We start from the raw sequence: 16,318 nt of genomic DNA, 5'->3' as shown, positions 1-16,318 counted from the left end.
GGAATGAATCATGTTGCGGATTATAGACACGGAAACCTGCGGGCTGCAGGGCGGGATCGTAGAGATAGCCTCTGTAGATGTCATTGATGGCAACATTGTCAATCCCATGAGTCACCTGATACGCCCCGATCGCCCTATTACACCGCAGGCGATGGCGATACACCGTATTACCGAAGCCATGGTCGCCGATAAGCCGTGGATTGAAGATGTCATACCGCTTTATTACGGTAGTGAGTGGTATGTCGCTCACAATGCCAGTTTCGACAGACGCGTATTACCTGAATTGCCGGGTGAGTGGATCTGTACCATGAAGTTGTCGCGACGCCTGTGGCCGGGAATAAAATACAGCAATATGGCGCTCTATAAATCGCGTAAACTAAGCGTACAAACGCCGCCGGGGCTGCATCATCACCGGGCGCTTTATGATTGCTATATCACCGCCGCCTTGCTGATTGATATTATGCGAACCACCGGCTGGACCGCGGAAGAGATGGTCAATATCACGGGCCGTCCTGCGCTGTTAACCACTTTCCCGTTCGGTAAATACCGCGGTAAGGCGGTATCTGAAGTCGCAAAACGCGATCCGGGCTATTTACGCTGGCTTTTTAATAACCTTGATAATATGAGCCCGGAACTTCGCCTGACGCTTAAACACTACCTGGAGGATGTTCAGGCTGGCGAGCAACGCAGCAATGGAACACCACAATAACCCGCGACGCTCACAAGCCGTTGCGGGCGCGCGTCTATGCGCTATGTAAGGTTCCCTGCGCCAGGCCGATTAAAAAGGCGAACTCCAGCGCGACGCCTTCGTAGGATTTAAACCGCCCCGACTTACCACCGTGCCCGGAGTCCATATCCGTACATAACAGCAGCAGACGTTGGTCCGTTTTTAGCTCGCGTAATTTTGCCACCCACTTCGCCGGTTCCCAGTATTGCACCTGGGAGTCGTGCAATCCTGTCGTCACCAGCAGGTGCGGATAGTCCTGCGCTTTGACATTGTCATAAGGACTATAGCTTTTCATATAGTCATAATACTCAATATCCTGCGGGTTCCCCCACTCTTCAAACTCTCCTGTCGTTAGTGGGATCGACTCATCCAGCATCGTGGTTAATACATCAACAAAGGGTACCTGGGCAATAACGCCGTGGAAAAGCTCGGGACGTTCGTTGATAGCGACGCCCATTAGCATTCCGCCCGCGCTCCCGCCCATCCCATAACACAGCGACGGCGAACCGTAACCCAGTTTTAATAAGGCATCGCAGGCATCAAGATAATCATTAAAAGTATTCCGCTTTTTGAGGAATTTGCCATCTTCATACCACTGCTGCCCCAGCTCACCGCCGCCGCGAACGTGTACGATTGCGTAAACAAAGCCACGATCCAGCAAGCTCAGTCGGCTGCTGCTGAAGTCGGCGTCAATACTGGAACCGTAAGATCCGTAGCCGTAAACCAGAAGCGGATTTTGCCCTTTACGAAAATACTTCTGATGATAAACCAGCGATACCGGCACTTCGACACCGTCGCGTGCGGTGATCCACAGGTGTTCGCTCTGATAACAGCCAGAATCAAACCCAGGCACTTCCGTCTGTTTAAGTACCCGTCGCTCTCCGGTATCCATATCCAGTTCAAACAAGGTATCTGGCGTCGTCATTGAAGAATAGCCGTAACGCAGCCGGGAGGTCTCAGGTTCGGGATTATAGGCAAGCCACGTCACGTAAGCCGGATCGTCAAAGGCAATGCCTATCACTTCACGGGTTTTACGGTTTATTTGCCGCAGGCTGGTAAGCCCCCGTTGACGCTCTTCGACCACTAACCAGTCGGTAAACAGGGTAAACCCTTCCAGCATAATATGCTCGCGCGGAGGGATCAGTTCTTCCCAGGCGTTTTCATTGCGCACGCGGGTACGGTACAACCCAAAGTTTTTACCGTTCCGGTTAGAACGCAGGTAAAACTTATGTTGATAGTGATCGAGACTATATTCATGGTCTTTGCGGCGCGGTAAGAATGAAAACGGCTCGGCATCGGCCAGTTCCGCGTCAAGTAATAGCACTTCGCTAGTGGTGGCGCTGGCAAGATGAATCACCACATAATGCTGCGAAGTGGTTTTATGCAGGCTGACATAAAAGGTATCGTCTTTCTCTTCATATACCAGTTCATCTTGCGATGACGGAGTGCCAATCGTGTGCCGCCAAACCTGATAGGGCAGCAGCGTCTTCTTATGCTTACGCACATAGTAAAGGGTCAGGGAATCATTGGCCCAGACAAATTCAGGCGCAACGTTATCCAGCAGTTCCGGATACCAGTTACCGCTTTCGAGGTTACGAAAACGCAATCCATACTGACGACGGGATAAATAATCTTCTGCCAGCGCCATGATGGTATTATCCGGCGTAATGGCAAGCCCGCCGAGCGTATAAAATTCGCTGTGCGCGGCCCGCTGGTTCGCATCGAGCAAGGTTTCCCACACATCCCACTCTTCGCTTAACGCCGATTGTCGTTGATAGATGGCATATTCGCAGCCGGGTTCATAGATATAACGGTAGCGATAGCCGTTTTTCACATACGGAGCGGAAACTTCTCTGGGCGGGATGCGATCGATAATTTCTTTTAGAATGCGGTCCTGTAACGCCTGCTGAGAGGACATGACCTTCCGGCCATACTCATTTTCCTGATGCAGGTAATCAAGGACTTCCGGCTGCGAGCGAGTGTCATCTCGCAGCCAGTAATAATTATCAATGCGCGTATCGCCATGTACGGTCATGGCATAGGGAATTCGATTGGCTTTTGGCAACATGTCGTTTTTTCTTTTGCGTTAATATTTGTTATATATCACGCGGCAAACACAGCGGCGTAGCATGGTAGTCCCGGTCGCTCACCTCGGTAAGCGCCTGAGATGTCACTGCTTCGCCGCTATCCTGCAACATGAATGACGTAAACTATCCATCCTATAAGGGTGGCAAAAGACACGCATGATGCAAGCGAAACATGTTACTTAATGGCAGGTTATCAGCCTGGTAGCGCCTGTTTTTGCTGCTGCAAGTCCTGCTCGATACCGTCCCGAACCTCCTGAGGAATTTTTAGTGCGTCTCCTAACGCATTCAGATAGCTACGTTCCATAAAGTGGTCAATATCAATGGCGGCACAGCTCAGGAAGTAGATTTCCAGGGCTTCTTCTTCATTACGAACGCCCTGTGCCAGACGTTGTGGATCAAGCGGCTGCTCAATAGCTTTCTCGATAAACACACGCCCTTGCTCTTCCACACCTGATTCTCGCAGTTGGTGCTCAATCGCCGCGCGTTCTTTGGCATCAATATGCCCATCGCTTTTTGCAGCAAAAACCAGCGCCAGGATCAGTCGCTCAGTGCGAACATCCAGCGGCGTACTTTGGCTGCCGAATTGCGGCTCCCCCTGATGCGCGGCGCGTACTTTATCTTTGTACTTATTCCACAATACGGAACCCGCCACCGCGCCGCCGCCCACCAGCAAAGCGCCAGTACCGTATTTGGTTAATAATTTGCGCGAAGACTTATTGGCGACCAACAGTCCAGCCAGACCGCCCAGCGCGCCGGGAACCAGCAGTTTATTTAACCCCTGTTCACCGGAAGGCGATGCGGAAGCGCCTTTTTGCCCAAGAAGTGATTGTAATTGGTTCAACCAGTTAGCCATAGTACCCCTCAAATACAGACCAATAATGGTCAAGCGTACCTGAGGGGATGTCAGGAATTGTCTGTTCCGGCAAAAGAAGCGCAAATTACGCTGCTAGCGGGGCTTATATTCCGCCTTGCCGGCTTTGCAATCAACGATGACCTGATAATGAATGTCGGCGCTTTTACCGCGAACAGTTAGCGGAACTGTCCATTTATCATTTTGACCCACAACGTCCTGCACATTAACCCACGCGACCGGGTCAGCCTGCCCGACCTTTTTTTGGTCGTCGGCCCACCGCACGATACGATTTTGCTGGTAGTCGCGCTTCACGCTTGCCGCAATCCCGGCGGCATCCAGCCCTTCGCACTGCGGAAACTTAACCGATTTACTCTCGGTGGATGCCGCAAATGCCGATACGCTGGCGGATAACAGTAGCAGGCTCAACAACGCTCCTCTTTTATTCATACTTTTCTCCTTAGCACAATGATTCAGGAAAAGCATGGTACAAAACGCCGGGAGCGCAAGTACGGGTTCAGGCGGCTTGCTTTTTCGTTTTACTCGCGGCGTCCTTTTCAACCGCCTGCGGAGAAGGCAACTTACTGGTTTTGAGGATAGTACTTAACACCTCTTTATGTTCCGCCAGCCACAGCGACAACGCCTCGCGCTGCCCATCTTCCAGCACGACTGGCGACTGCTCAAGCCAGGTATCAAGAAGATCGGCAGTATCGAGCATTTTGTCCCAGGCGTCGGCTTCCTTTTTACTGGTAAATGACATCTTCTCCTCACCCTCGCGAATGACTACGTATTTAACTTCAACCGCCATTTTGCAGCCCCTTATTTACCTGTGTTTATATACAGTATATTGCAAGGCAGCAAGAAAAGCAATTTATTCGAAAAGACATACGCAAACGTTTTCGTATATACTGCGCGCAGGTAAATAAGGGGACAGAAATATGACGCTATTAGGCACTGCGCTGCGTCCGGCAGCAACGCGAGTGATGTTATTAGGGGCAGGAGAATTAGGAAAAGAGGTGGCGATTGAATGCCAACGCCTGGGGATCGAGGTTATCGCCGTCGATCGCTATCCTGATGCGCCCGCCATGCATGTGGCTCACCGTTCACACGTCATTAATATGCTGGACGGCGAAGCGCTACGTCATGTGATTACAGAGGAAAAACCGCATTATATCGTGCCGGAAATAGAAGCGATCGCCACCGATACGCTGCGCGAGCTGGAGGGCGAAGGGCTGAATGTCGTGCCTTGCGCCCGTGCAACGCAGCTCACGATGAACCGCGAAGGGATCCGTCGCCTGGCCGCAGAAGAATTAGGTCTGCCGACATCGACGTATCGCTTTGCCGACAGTGAGGCCAGTTTTCATGATGCGGTAGCCGCAGTGGGTTTTCCTTGCATCGTCAAACCGGTCATGAGCTCTTCCGGCAAAGGCCAGAGCTTTATCCGCTCAGCCGAACAACTCGCGCAGGCATGGGAGTATGCTCAACAGGGCGGACGCGCTGGCGCGGGTCGCGTGATTGTGGAAGGCGTGGTTAAATTTGATTTTGAAATTACGTTGCTCACCGTTAGCGCCGTCGATGGCGTGCATTTCTGCGCGCCGGTCGGTCATCGTCAGCAAGATGGTGACTATCGCGAATCCTGGCAGCCACAGCAGATGAGCGAACTGGCGCTGAAGCGGGCGCAAGAGATTGCCCGTCATGTGGTACTGGCGTTAGGCGGTCATGGCCTGTTCGGCGTTGAACTCTTCGTCTGTGGCGATGAAGTCATTTTCAGCGAAGTCTCCCCTCGCCCGCACGATACCGGAATGGTCACGTTGATTTCTCAGGATCTATCTGAGTTTGCGCTGCATGTGCGCGCCTTTCTGGGAATGCCCGTAGGCGCTATTCGCCAGTATGGTCCCGCTGCCTCGGCCGTGATTCTGCCGCAGCTTACCAGTCAAAATGTGACGTTTGATAATGTACACGCGGCGGTAGGAGCCGGAGTACAGGTACGGCTGTTTGGTAAGCCTGAGATCGACGGCACTCGTCGTCTTGGTGTAGCGTTAGCGACAGGTGAAAACGTTGAAGAAGCGGTGATAAGAGCGAAAAAGGCCGCCAGCCGCGTGACGGTAAAAGGCTAATGCGCCATCGCCTGATGGCGACGTTAGCGCATTTTTATCAGACCTGCCTGATCGCCACTCGTAAGCCCGATAAGCAAGCGCCATCGGGCATTTAACGGCTTACTGCTTCGCGCCTTCTACCGCTTCGCGCGCCAGTTTGGTGATGCGATCGTAATCACCCGCTTCCAGCGCGTCAGCCGGCACCAGCCAGGAACCGCCGATGCACAACACGCTTTTCAGCGCCAGATAGTCACGATAGTTTGCCGGAGAGATGCCGCCGGTTGGGCAGAAACGTACCTGAGAGAACGGGCCGGCAATCGCCTGCAACGCTTTAGTGCCGCCATTCGCTTCCGCCGGGAAGAATTTGAACTCTTTCAGACCATAGTCCATGCCCAACATCAGTTCAGAAACGGTGCTAATACCGGGAATCAATGGGATAGTGCCTGCCGTCGCGGCTTTCAGCAGTGGCTCAGTCAGTCCCGGGCTAATTGCAAACTGCGCGCCCGCTTCCGTCACCTCCGCCAACTGCTGCGGATTGAGAACGGTTCCGGCGCCGACAATCGCTTCCGGCACGTCTTTAGCGATAGCGCGAATAGCATCCATCGCGCAGGCCGTACGTAAAGTCACTTCCAGAACGCGAACGCCCCCGGCCACCAGCGCTTTAGCCATCGGCACCGCGTGCTCCAGTTTATTGACTACAATGACCGGGACAACCGGGCCGGTGGTCAGGATTGCTTCTGCACTTGTTTTCCAGTTTTTCATCGGAATTCTTCTCTCGCCTGATTACTAGTGTGTCATCTTAAAAAGTGATACAGGTTGCGCCCTGCTCCGCACCCGACAGCTTTTCGCGCAGCGCGCCAAACAACTCACGCCCCGTTCCGACGCGCGACGCGCTCAGGTCCGGAATATGAGGCTGACGAGCGGCAAGTTCCGCCTCGTCGACCAGCAGAGTTAACTCACCTGTCTGCCCATTCACGCGAATGATGTCGCCATCGCGCACTTTTGCCAGTAAGCCGCCATCGTAGGCTTCCGGCGTTACGTGGATAGCTGAAGGCACTTTACCCGAAGCGCCTGAAAGTCGTCCATCAGTAACTAACGCGATTTTGAAACGGCGGTCCAATAATACACCAAGTGGCGGCATGAGTTTATGTAATTCTGGCATTCCATTCGCTTTTGGTCCCTGATGACGCACGACAACGACACAATCCCGGTCAAGCAGGCCCGCGTCAAACGCAGGCAGCACATCATGCTGACTTTCAAATACCATGGCAGGCGCTTCAATGATCTGGTTTTCAACCGGTACCGCAGACGTCTTCATTACTGCGCGTCCCAGATTACCGCTTAGCACCTTAGTACCGCCGTGAGGAGAGAACGGCTTATCAAAAGAGGCAATGACATCGTTATCCAGTGACCTTTCCGCGCCTTCACGCCAGTCCAGCTCGCCGTTGTTGAGCCAGGGCTCCAGCGTATAGCGTTTCAGGCCGAAGCCTGCGACAGTATTAACGTCTTCGTGCAGCAATCCGGCATTGAGCAGCTCACGCATCAATACCGGTACGCCGCCCGCCGCCTGGAAGTGGTTAATGTCCGCCGGACCGTTCGGGTACAGACGTGCCATCAACGGAACCACTTCCGACAAATCCGAGAAGTCATCCCAGTTGATCAGAATGCCCGCCGCGCGCGCCATTGCAACCAGATGCATGGTGTGGTTGGTGGAGCCGCCGGTAGCCAGCAGCGCGACAATGCCGTTCACCACGACTTTTTCGTCGATCATTTTACCGAGCGGCATCCACGTATTGCCGTTGCCGGTAAGACGTGTTACCTGACGTGCGGCAGCGGCAGTCAATGCCTCGCGCAGCGGCGCATCCGGATGCACAAACGAAGAACCCGGCAACTGCATTCCCATAAACTCCACCACCATCTGGTTGGTGTTGGCGGTGCCGTAAAATGTACAGGTGCCCGGCGCATGGTAAGAGGCGGCTTCTGACTCCAGCAGCGCCATTCTGTCTACTTTTCCTTCCGCATATAGCTGACGAATACGGACTTTTTCTTTATTCGGCAGGCCGCTCGCCATCGGGCCTGACGGAACAAAAATCGCGGGTAAATGACCAAAAGAGAGCGCGGCCATCGCCAGCCCCGGAACGATTTTGTCGCATACGCCGAGGAATAACGCGCCGTCAAACATATTGTGAGAGAGGCCTACTGCTGCCGACATCGCTATCACTTCGCGGCTGAGTAATGACAACTCCATGCCATCCTGACCTTGCGTAACGCCATCGCACATTGCCGGTACGCCGCCTGCGACCTGACCTACCGCATTCACGGAATGCAGGGCCTGACGAATAATCTGCGGATAATGTTCATACGGTTGATGCGCAGAGAGCATGTCATTGTAGGAGGTAATAATGGCGATATTATTGCGCAACATACTTTTCAGCGAGGCTTTGTCCTCTGGCTGACAGGCGGCGAAGCCATGCGCCAGGTTGCCGCAGGCCAGTTGAGATCGGTGGACCGTGGCGGTTTTCGCCTGCTCAATGCGGGCAAGATAGGCTTCTCGGGTCTGCTGCGAGCGTTCGACAATACGCTGTGTTACGCGTAACAAATTAGGATTCATAGAGGCTCCTGAAATTTATCTGTCCGGCTACCGGGTTTACCATGCGTTTCATCAATGTGGAAAGACAGTGAAATACATGATGTCCGGTGATAATGGGGCAAAATCGTTTCAGGCAGTGTAATAAAAAAAGCCTCGCAGGTGAATCCACACGAGGCTTAAAAGTGCAAAAATGATTCTACAATCTGTGTTAGATCATGTTACCGGTAAAATACCACCTAAGAGTGAGTGGCAAATTTACTCAAACTCATTCCACGAACGACCGTCACGGGTAATCATCGCCACGGACGCTACCGGTCCCCAGGTGCCCGCCTGATACGGCTTCGGCGCGTCGTTGTCCATCGCCCATGCTTCGGTAATGGAGTCCACCCACTTCCAGGCTTCTTCCACTTCGTCACGGCGGACAAACAGCGCCTGAATGCCACGCATCGTTTCCAGCAGCAGGCGTTCATATGCATCCGCCAGGTGCGTCTGATTAAAGGTCTCGGAGTAGCTCAGATCAAGCTTCGTGATCTGCAGATTATGCTTATGATCCAGCCCCGGTACTTTGTTAAGCACCTGAATATCTACGCCTTCATCCGGCTGCAGGCGAATCGTCAATTTGTTCTGCGGCAGGTCTTGCCAGGACTCTTTAAAGAGATTCAGTTCAGGCGTCTTGAAATAAACCACGACTTCAGAGCACTTGGTTGGCAGACGCTTGCCGGTACGCAGATAGAATGGCACGCCCGCCCAACGCCAGTTATCGATGTCGACGCGGATCGCGACGAACGTTTCGGTGTTGCTGCTTTTATTCGCGCCCTCTTCTTCCAGATAGCCCGGCACCTTTTGCCCCTGCGCAAAGCCAGCGGTGTATTGACCACGAACCGTTTTTTCACGCACGTTGGAGCGATCAATACGGCGCAGCGATTTCAACACTTTGACTTTTTCATCGCGAATACTGTCGGCGCTCAGGTCAGACGGCGGTGACATGGCAATCATGCAGAGAATTTGCAGCAAGTGGTTCTGGATCATATCGCGCATCTGACCGGCCTGGTCAAAGTATCCCCAGCGCCCTTCAATCCCCACCTCTTCCGCTACGGTAATCTCAACGTGATCGATAGTGCGGTTATCCCAGTTATTAACGAATAACGAGTTGGCAAAACGCAGCGCCAGCAGGTTGAGAACCGTTTCTTTGCCCAGATAGTGGTCGATACGATATACCTGGCATTCTTCAAAGTATTCGCCGACCCGATCGTTAATCTCACGCGAGGTCGCCAGCGAAGTTCCCAACGGTTTTTCCATCACGACACGCGCCGGTTTGGCGTTGAGTTTAGCCTCTCCTAACCCTTTGCAAATAGCGCCAAAGGTGCTGGGCGGCATCGCAAAATAGTTAATGGTGGTGCGGTTTTTTTGATCCAGCATATCGCCCAGGCGATTAAACGCAGGCGTATCGTTCACGTCAAGATTACAAAAATCCAGACGGCCGCTCAGCGTATCCCACAAGCCTTCATCAATTTTTTCCTTCATGAAGGTTTCCAGCGCCTCACGCACGACGTGGGTATAAGCTTCTTTATCCCAGTCCGCGCGCCCCACCCCAATGATCCGGGTATCCGGATGGATCTGGCCGGCTTTCTCAAGCTGATACAGGGAAGGCAGCAGTTTCCGGCGCGCCAGGTCGCCTTTCGCGCCGAAAATGACCAGGTCACATGCCTGGGCTGTTTGCGTTACCGCCATGTCATTCTCCTCAGTTAATCTCCTGGTACTTTAGCCAGGATATCGTTGTAATTTTATTACACAGCACTGTACTGCTTTTACGAGATTACGGAAACCGTAAACGCCTTTTCATAGGTGAACCGGCGTTTGATTGGCAATATAATCGGCAAAACGCCTAATAAAATTGTCGCTTTTCCACACAAGCTGGAACTTAAAATCCGACGTCGGTCATGTAATGAAAAAAAACGACACCTTTTTTAGCCATTTTGCCCCCTTTGACAGCCGCCAGGAGTAATATCTAACAAAACGCGCTCGGTTTCGCGCATCATTGAAATCGCTAATACCCATGAGCCTTGCTAATCATGAATATGCTGGAAAAAGTCCAGTCTCAACTGGAACATTTAAGCAAATCTGAACGAAAAGTCGCCGATGTTATTCTGGCCGCCCCAGGCAGATCGATTCACTTAAGCATTGCCATGCTGGCCCAGGAAGCTAACGTTAGCGAGCCAACGGTGAACCGTTTCTGTCGCAGCATGAATACCCGCGGCTTTCCTGATTTTAAACTGCATCTGGCGCAAAGTCTGGCAAATGGCACCCCCTATGTTAATCGCAATGTGGATGAAGATGACAGCGTCGAGGCCTATACAGGAAAAATCTTCGAGTCCGCCATGGCCAGTCTCGACCATGTTCGCCAGTCGCTGGATAAATCGGCCGTCAACCGCGCGGTCGATTTACTAACCCAGGCAAAAAAAATCGCCTTTTTTGGTCTTGGTTCCTCCGCCGCGGTCGCGCATGACGCCATGAATAAGTTTTTTCGCTTCAATGTACCGGTGATTTACTCCGACGATATCGTGCTGCAACGGATGAGTTGTATGAATTGTAGCGATGATGACGTCGTCGTGCTCATTTCGCATACTGGCAGAACCAAGAGCCTGGTGGAACTGGCGCAGTTGGCACGGGAAAACGATGCGATGGTGATCGCCCTGACCTCCGCTGGAACGCCGCTGGCGCGCGAAGCCACGCTAGCCATTACCCTCGACGTACCGGAAGATACAGACATTTATATGCCCATGGTCTCTCGACTTGCTCAGCTGACCGTGATAGATGTGCTGGCAACGGGATTTACTTTGCGTCGCGGGGCAAAATTCAGAGATAACTTGAAGCGTGTCAAGGAAGCGCTCAAGGAATCGCGTTTTGATAAAGAATTACTCATCAGGAGTGATGACCGCTAAAAGCAATAACAATGTTCTACCCTTTTCGTCATCCGGGGACGTTCATTTTATACCGTTAAGGTTTCAGAACGACCGGATCAATGTTCACGCAACACCAAGTTGTTTTAGTCAACGGAGTATTACATGTCCAGAAGGCTTCGCAGAACCAAAATCGTTACCACGTTAGGCCCGGCAACTGACCGCGATAACAACCTTGAGAAGGTTATCGCCGCGGGCGCAAACGTCGTACGTATGAACTTCTCTCACGGCTCGCCGGAAGATCATAAAATGCGCGCTGATAAAGTCCGTGAGATTGCCGCCAAACTGGGGCGTCATGTGGCTATTTTAGGCGACCTGCAAGGGCCAAAAATTCGCGTTTCCACTTTTAAAGAAGGCAAAGTGTTCCTCAATATCGGGGACAAATTTCTGTTAGACGCTAACCTGGGTAAAGGCGAAGGCGACAAAGAAAAAGTCGGCATTGATTACAAAGGGTTGCCGGCAGACGTCGTTCCTGGCGATATCCTGCTGCTTGACGATGGTCGAGTGCAGTTGAAAGTGCTTGAAGTCCAGGGCATGAAAGTCTTTACCGAGGTCACCGTCGGCGGCCCGCTGTCTAACAATAAAGGCATTAACAAGCTCGGCGGCGGGCTTTCTGCTGAAGCGCTGACCGAAAAAGACAAAGCCGATATTCAAACCGCTGCGCTGATAGGTGTTGACTATCTGGCCGTCTCCTTCCCGCGCTGCGGCGAAGATCTGAACTATGCACGCCGCCTGGCGCGCGACGCCGGCTGCGACGCGAAAATTGTGGCTAAGGTCGAACGCGCCGAAGCGGTATGCGACCAAAACGCCATGGACGATATCATTCTGGCCTCTGACGTTGTGATGGTCGCACGTGGCGATCTGGGCGTTGAAATCGGCGATCCGGAGCTGGTTGGTATCCAGAAGGCGCTGATTCGCCGTGCGCGTCAGCTAAACCGCGCAGTCATCACCGCAACGCAAATGATGGAGTCGATGATCACCAACCCGATGCCGACCCGTGCGGAAGTGATGGACGTGGCGAACGCCGTCCTGGATGGCACGGATGCGGTTATGCTGTCTGCCGAAACCGCAGCCGGTCAGTATCCTTCTGAAACCGTTGCCGCAATGGCGCGCGTCTGCCTGGGCGCAGAAAAAATCCCCAGCATCAATGTGTCTAAACACCGTCTCGACGTGCAGTTCGACAACGTTGAAGAAGCTATTGCCATGTCTGCGATGTATGCGGCAAACCATCTGAAAGGCGTTACCGCGATCATCACCATGACGGAATCCGGTCGTACCGCGCTAATGACTTCCCGTATCAGCTCCGGCCTGCCGATTTTCGCCATGTCGCGCCATGAACGCACGCTGAACCTGACCGCGCTCTACCGCGGAGTAACGCCGGTGCATTTTGACAGCGCGGCTGATGGCGTTGTCGCGGCGCATGAAGCCGTTAATCTGCTGCGCGATAAAGGGTATCTGGTTTCCGGTGACCTGGTTATCGTGACCCAAGGCGATGTCATGAGCACCGTCGGTTCAACCAATACCACGCGTATTTTGACCGTTGAGTAAAACTCCTCCACGCCTGTTCATCAGGTAGTACAGGGTTTGTCAGCATAAAGCCTCTCTTACGAGAGGCTTTATTTATTTGATGGGATAAAGATCTTTACGCTTATACGGCTGAATCTCGCCTGGCTTGCGGGTTTTGAGCAGCTTCAGGATCCAGGTGTACTGTTCCGGATGCGGGCCGACAAAAATTTCGACCTCTTCGTTCATCCGTCTGGCGATAGTGTGGTCGTCAGCCGTGAGCAGATCGTCCATTGGCGGGCGAATCTGGATAGTCAGGCGATGCGTTTTACCATTATACACCGGGAAAAGCGGTATCACGCGTGCGCGGCACACTTTCATCAGCCGACCAATTGCAGGCAGCGTCGCTTTGTATGTCGCAAAGAAATCAACGAATTCACTATGCTCCGGGCCGTGATCCTGGTCCGGCAGGTAGTAACCCCAGTAGCCCTGACGAACAGACTGGATAAAGGGTTTAATCCCGTCATTACGCGCATGCAAACGTCCGCCGAAACGCCGACGCACTGTGTTCCAGATATAGTCAAAAACCGGATTACCCTGATTATGAAACATCGCCGCCATTTTTTGCCCCTGAGAGGCCATCAGCATGGCTGGAATGTCGACGCCCCAGCCATGCGGTACGAGAAAAATGACTTTTTCGTCGTTACGACGCATCTCCTCAATGATTTCCAGACCTTCCCAGTCAACACGCTGTTGAATTTTTTTCGGACCGCGCATCGCCAACTCAGCCATCATCGCCATTGCCTGTGGCGCGGTGGCGAACATCTCATCGACAATCGCTTCGCGCTCAGCTTCGCTACGCTGCGGAAAGCACAAAGACAGATTAATTAGCGCCCGGCGACGAGAACTCTTCCCCAGCCGTCCGGCAAAACGCCCCAGCGTCGCCAGCAAAGGGTCGCGGAATGATGCCGGTGTTAATGCGATCCCCGCCATTGCCGCCGCGCCCAACCAGGCGCCCCAATACTGCGGATAGCGAAAGGATTTTTCGAATTCAGGGATATACTCACTATTATTTTTTTTGGTTTCCATGCTTTTCCAGGGTCTGCTGACGCGAAAAGGAATTGTGAATAGTGTAGCGACGTCTGCGTCTCACACAAAACAAAAAAGCCGGCACACATCGCGTACCGGCTCTGTCAGCGCATTTGTTAATCGAAGCGCAGTTGCGGCAGAACCTCTTTCACCTGTGCCAGGTATTCACGACGATCTGACCCCGTCAGACCTTCCGTGCGCGGCAATTTTGCTGTCAGAGGGTTAACGGCTTGCTGGTTGATCCATACCTCATAATGCAGATGCGGCCCTGTGGAACGCCCGGTGTTACCAGAAAGCGCAATACGATCGCCACGTTTCACTTTTTGCCCCGGTTTCACCAGCAGCTTACGCAAGTGCATGTAACGTGTGGTGTAGGTGCGTCCATGACGAATCGCAATGTAGTAACCGGCAGCGCCGCTACGTTTAGCGACCACGACCTCGCCATCCCCCACTGACAGCACCGGCGTACCCTGCGGCATCGCAAAGTCAACGCCACGATGCGGCGCAACGCGTCCGGTAACCGGGTTCAGACGGCGCGGATTGAAATTGGAGGAGATGCGGAACTGTTTGGCGGTCGGGAAGCGTAAAAAGCCTTTCGCCAGGCCAACACCGTTACGGTCATAGAATTTACCGTCAGCGGCGCGAATGGCGTAGTAATCTTTACCATCGGAACGCATCCGCACGCCCAACAACTGACTCTGTTCACGCTTGCCATCCAGCATCTCGCGCGACATCAGAACCGAAAATTCATCGCCCTTTTTCAGCTTGCGAAAATCCATCTGCCACTGCATGGCTTTTATCACTGCGCTGATTTCGCTGCTGGTTAAACCTGCCTCTTTCGCGCTGGCGACAAAGCTCCCCCCTACCGTGCCTTTCAGCAGACTGTTGACCCAGTCCCCCTGCTGCATTTCACTGCTCATTTTAAAACCGTTGGCAGTGCGATCGTAGGTACGCGTTTCACGGCGGGAGACTTCCCATGTCAGACGCTGTAAATCGCCATCGGCGGTCAGTGTCCAGGAAAGCTGTTGGCCAATTTTCAGATTGCGCAACTCCTTATCAGAAGCGGCAAGTCGGCTAATATCGCTCATATCGATGCCGTACTGATTCAGAATGCTGCTTAACGTATCGCCTGTGGAGACGACGTATTCATGGACGCCGACTTCGCCTGCGGTTTTATCGTCCAGCTCATCCTGAGGAATAGCTTCATCTTCCTGCGCGGCCTGATCGATGGGTTCGCTGGCCTCCGGTAAGAGGGAACGAATCTCGCTTTTCTCCAGTTCAATAGTTTTAACGATTGGTGCGGATTCTGGGTGGTAAACATAGGGCCGCCATACGGCGACGGCCAGTGTCAGAACGGTAAGTGACCCCAGCATAACGCGGTGGGGTCGGGGCAGATTATTAAATGCCAGGGCGACAGAGCGGGCTATCTGTTGCACGTATTCACTTCCTCGTTAATCTCCTTTCAGGCAGCTCGCATACTGGTTGGCTAATTGGCTTAAAAACACTGAATAGCTTGTTTTACCCAGTTTAATGTTCGTCCCGAGGGGGTCCAGTGTTCCCATTCGAACGGATGTCCCTCTCGCCACGGCTTCCACGACCGCTGGCCTGAATTGTGGCTCAGCAAAAACGCAGGTTGCTTTTTGCTCAACCAACTGTGTTCTTATTTCATGTAAACGCTGCGCGCCAGGTTGTATCTCAGGGTTCACGGTAAAGTGACCGAGCGGGGTGAGTCCGTAGTGTTTTTCGTAGTAACCGTAGGCGTCATGAAAAACGAAATACCCTTTCCCCTTGAGCGGCGCGAGCTCGTTACCGACCTGTTTATCGGTTGCGGCTAATTGTGCCTCAAAATCCTTCAGGTTGGCGTCGAGTTTGGCTCGACTTTGCGGCATAAGTTCCACTAATTTTTCATGGATTGCAACCGCTGTAGCCCGCGCTATCTCTGGGGAGAGCCAAAGATGCATGTTATATTCGCCGTGATGGTGATGTACGTCACCTTTTTCCTCATCGGCGCCCGTATGCGCATGTTCATCCTCATCATCATCCGCGCCCTTCATGAGTAACGGTTTTACATCGGCAAGTTGCGCAATGGTAACCTGCTTATTATCAGGAATATTCCTGACCGACTTCTCCATAAAGGCTTCCATTTCCGGGCCAACCCAGACGACTAAGTCCGCGCCCTGTAAGCGTTTTACGTCTGATGGACGCAATGAATAATCATGCTCGGAAGCCCCATCCGGAAGTAATACTTGTGTATCCGTAACGCCATCAGCAATGGCGGAAGCGATAAACCCAAGCGGTTTAAGCGAAGCGACAACGGCGGCGTCGGCAGCCTGGGTTGCACTCCCCCAAAGCGCGGCGGATAATGCTGCGAAAAGAAGCGTATTTTTCTGTAACATAATGCGACTAATCATCGTAA

At 52.9% G+C, this 16,318-nt stretch carries 14 protein-coding genes; 4 read left to right on the top strand and 10 right to left on the bottom strand.

Annotated elements, in window-relative coordinates; translation table 11 throughout:
- Positions 1-10 precede the first annotated feature (10 nt).
- Positions 11-709: an exodeoxyribonuclease X gene (exoX, locus tag ACH0VJ_RS00165; protein WP_000944282.1), complete on the top strand. Its 699-nt coding sequence runs from the start codon at positions 11-13 to the stop codon at positions 707-709.
- Between the two features lie 34 nt (positions 710-743).
- Here the strand turns inward: exoX and ptrB are convergent, their stop codons facing one another.
- From ptrB to yebG, 4 genes are all read right to left on the bottom strand, one after another.
- On the bottom strand, positions 744-2,795 hold the full coding sequence (gene ptrB, locus ACH0VJ_RS00160) for an oligopeptidase B (RefSeq protein ID WP_000936990.1): 2,052 nt from the start codon (positions 2,793-2,795) through the stop codon (positions 744-746).
- A 212-nt stretch (positions 2,796-3,007) separates the two neighbouring features.
- Positions 3,008-3,667 (bottom strand): tellurite resistance TerB family protein, encoded by a 660-nt coding sequence (locus ACH0VJ_RS00155; protein WP_000024707.1) that lies wholly within the window; start codon positions 3,665-3,667, stop codon positions 3,008-3,010.
- A 93-nt stretch (positions 3,668-3,760) separates the two neighbouring features.
- Positions 3,761-4,114 carry a protein YebF gene (gene yebF / locus ACH0VJ_RS00150; RefSeq protein ID WP_001042123.1) on the bottom strand — a complete coding sequence of 118 codons (354 nt, stop codon included), beginning with the start codon at positions 4,112-4,114 and terminating at the stop codon, positions 3,761-3,763.
- Between the two features lie 67 nt (positions 4,115-4,181).
- Complete coding sequence (gene yebG / locus ACH0VJ_RS00145; RefSeq protein ID WP_000257727.1) at positions 4,182-4,472, bottom strand: DNA damage-inducible protein YebG; 291 nt, start codon at positions 4,470-4,472, stop codon at positions 4,182-4,184.
- Positions 4,473-4,602: 130 nt separating this feature from the next.
- Between yebG and purT the strand changes: the two genes are divergently transcribed.
- A complete protein-coding gene (gene purT / locus ACH0VJ_RS00140) occupies positions 4,603-5,781 on the top strand; it encodes a formate-dependent phosphoribosylglycinamide formyltransferase (RefSeq protein ID WP_000173430.1) in 1,179 nt (392 codons plus the stop codon).
- Between the two features lie 99 nt (positions 5,782-5,880).
- Here the strand turns inward: purT and kdgA are convergent, their stop codons facing one another.
- The 3 genes from kdgA to zwf form a co-directional block, all read right to left on the bottom strand.
- Positions 5,881-6,522, bottom strand: a complete 642-nt coding sequence (gene kdgA, locus ACH0VJ_RS00135) for a bifunctional 4-hydroxy-2-oxoglutarate aldolase/2-dehydro-3-deoxy-phosphogluconate aldolase (RefSeq protein ID WP_000800494.1) — start codon at positions 6,520-6,522, stop codon at positions 5,881-5,883.
- A 37-nt stretch (positions 6,523-6,559) separates the two neighbouring features.
- Positions 6,560-8,371, bottom strand: a complete 1,812-nt coding sequence (edd, locus tag ACH0VJ_RS00130; RefSeq protein ID WP_001069113.1) for a phosphogluconate dehydratase — start codon at positions 8,369-8,371, stop codon at positions 6,560-6,562.
- A 234-nt stretch (positions 8,372-8,605) separates the two neighbouring features.
- Positions 8,606-10,081, bottom strand: coding sequence for a glucose-6-phosphate dehydrogenase (zwf, locus tag ACH0VJ_RS00125; protein WP_000301704.1), 1,476 nt, complete (start codon positions 10,079-10,081; stop codon positions 8,606-8,608).
- Positions 10,082-10,422: 341 nt separating this feature from the next.
- On the opposite strand from zwf, the gene ACH0VJ_RS00120 reads away from it, so the two are divergent.
- Both ACH0VJ_RS00120 and pyk read left to right on the top strand, forming a co-directional pair.
- Positions 10,423-11,292 (top strand): MurR/RpiR family transcriptional regulator, encoded by an 870-nt coding sequence (locus tag ACH0VJ_RS00120; RefSeq protein WP_001056721.1) that lies wholly within the window; start codon positions 10,423-10,425, stop codon positions 11,290-11,292.
- Between the two features lie 123 nt (positions 11,293-11,415).
- Positions 11,416-12,858 carry a pyruvate kinase gene (gene pyk, locus ACH0VJ_RS00115; RefSeq protein WP_000091156.1) on the top strand — a complete coding sequence of 481 codons (1,443 nt, stop codon included), beginning with the start codon at positions 11,416-11,418 and terminating at the stop codon, positions 12,856-12,858.
- A gap of 72 nt (positions 12,859-12,930) precedes the next feature.
- Here pyk and lpxM read toward each other — a convergent pair whose 3' ends face one another.
- The 3 genes from lpxM to znuA form a co-directional block, all read right to left on the bottom strand.
- Positions 12,931-13,902, bottom strand: coding sequence for a lauroyl-Kdo(2)-lipid IV(A) myristoyltransferase (lpxM, locus tag ACH0VJ_RS00110; protein WP_000448401.1), 972 nt, complete (start codon positions 13,900-13,902; stop codon positions 12,931-12,933).
- A 116-nt stretch (positions 13,903-14,018) separates the two neighbouring features.
- Positions 14,019-15,338 (bottom strand): murein DD-endopeptidase MepM, encoded by a 1,320-nt coding sequence (mepM, locus tag ACH0VJ_RS00105; RefSeq protein WP_001184028.1) that lies wholly within the window; start codon positions 15,336-15,338, stop codon positions 14,019-14,021.
- A 15-nt stretch (positions 15,339-15,353) separates the two neighbouring features.
- Entirely contained in the window at positions 15,354-16,298 is a 945-nt protein-coding gene (znuA, locus tag ACH0VJ_RS00100) for a zinc ABC transporter substrate-binding protein ZnuA (RefSeq protein ID WP_000939598.1), read from the bottom strand.
- Between the last annotated feature and the right edge of the window lie 20 nt (positions 16,299-16,318).

The organism is Salmonella sp. 2020_1459 (genome assembly GCF_043847915.1).
GTDB classification, from domain to species: Bacteria; Pseudomonadota; Gammaproteobacteria; order Enterobacterales; family Enterobacteriaceae; genus Salmonella; species Salmonella enterica.
This window is presented reverse-complemented; position numbering and strand designations above follow the sequence as displayed.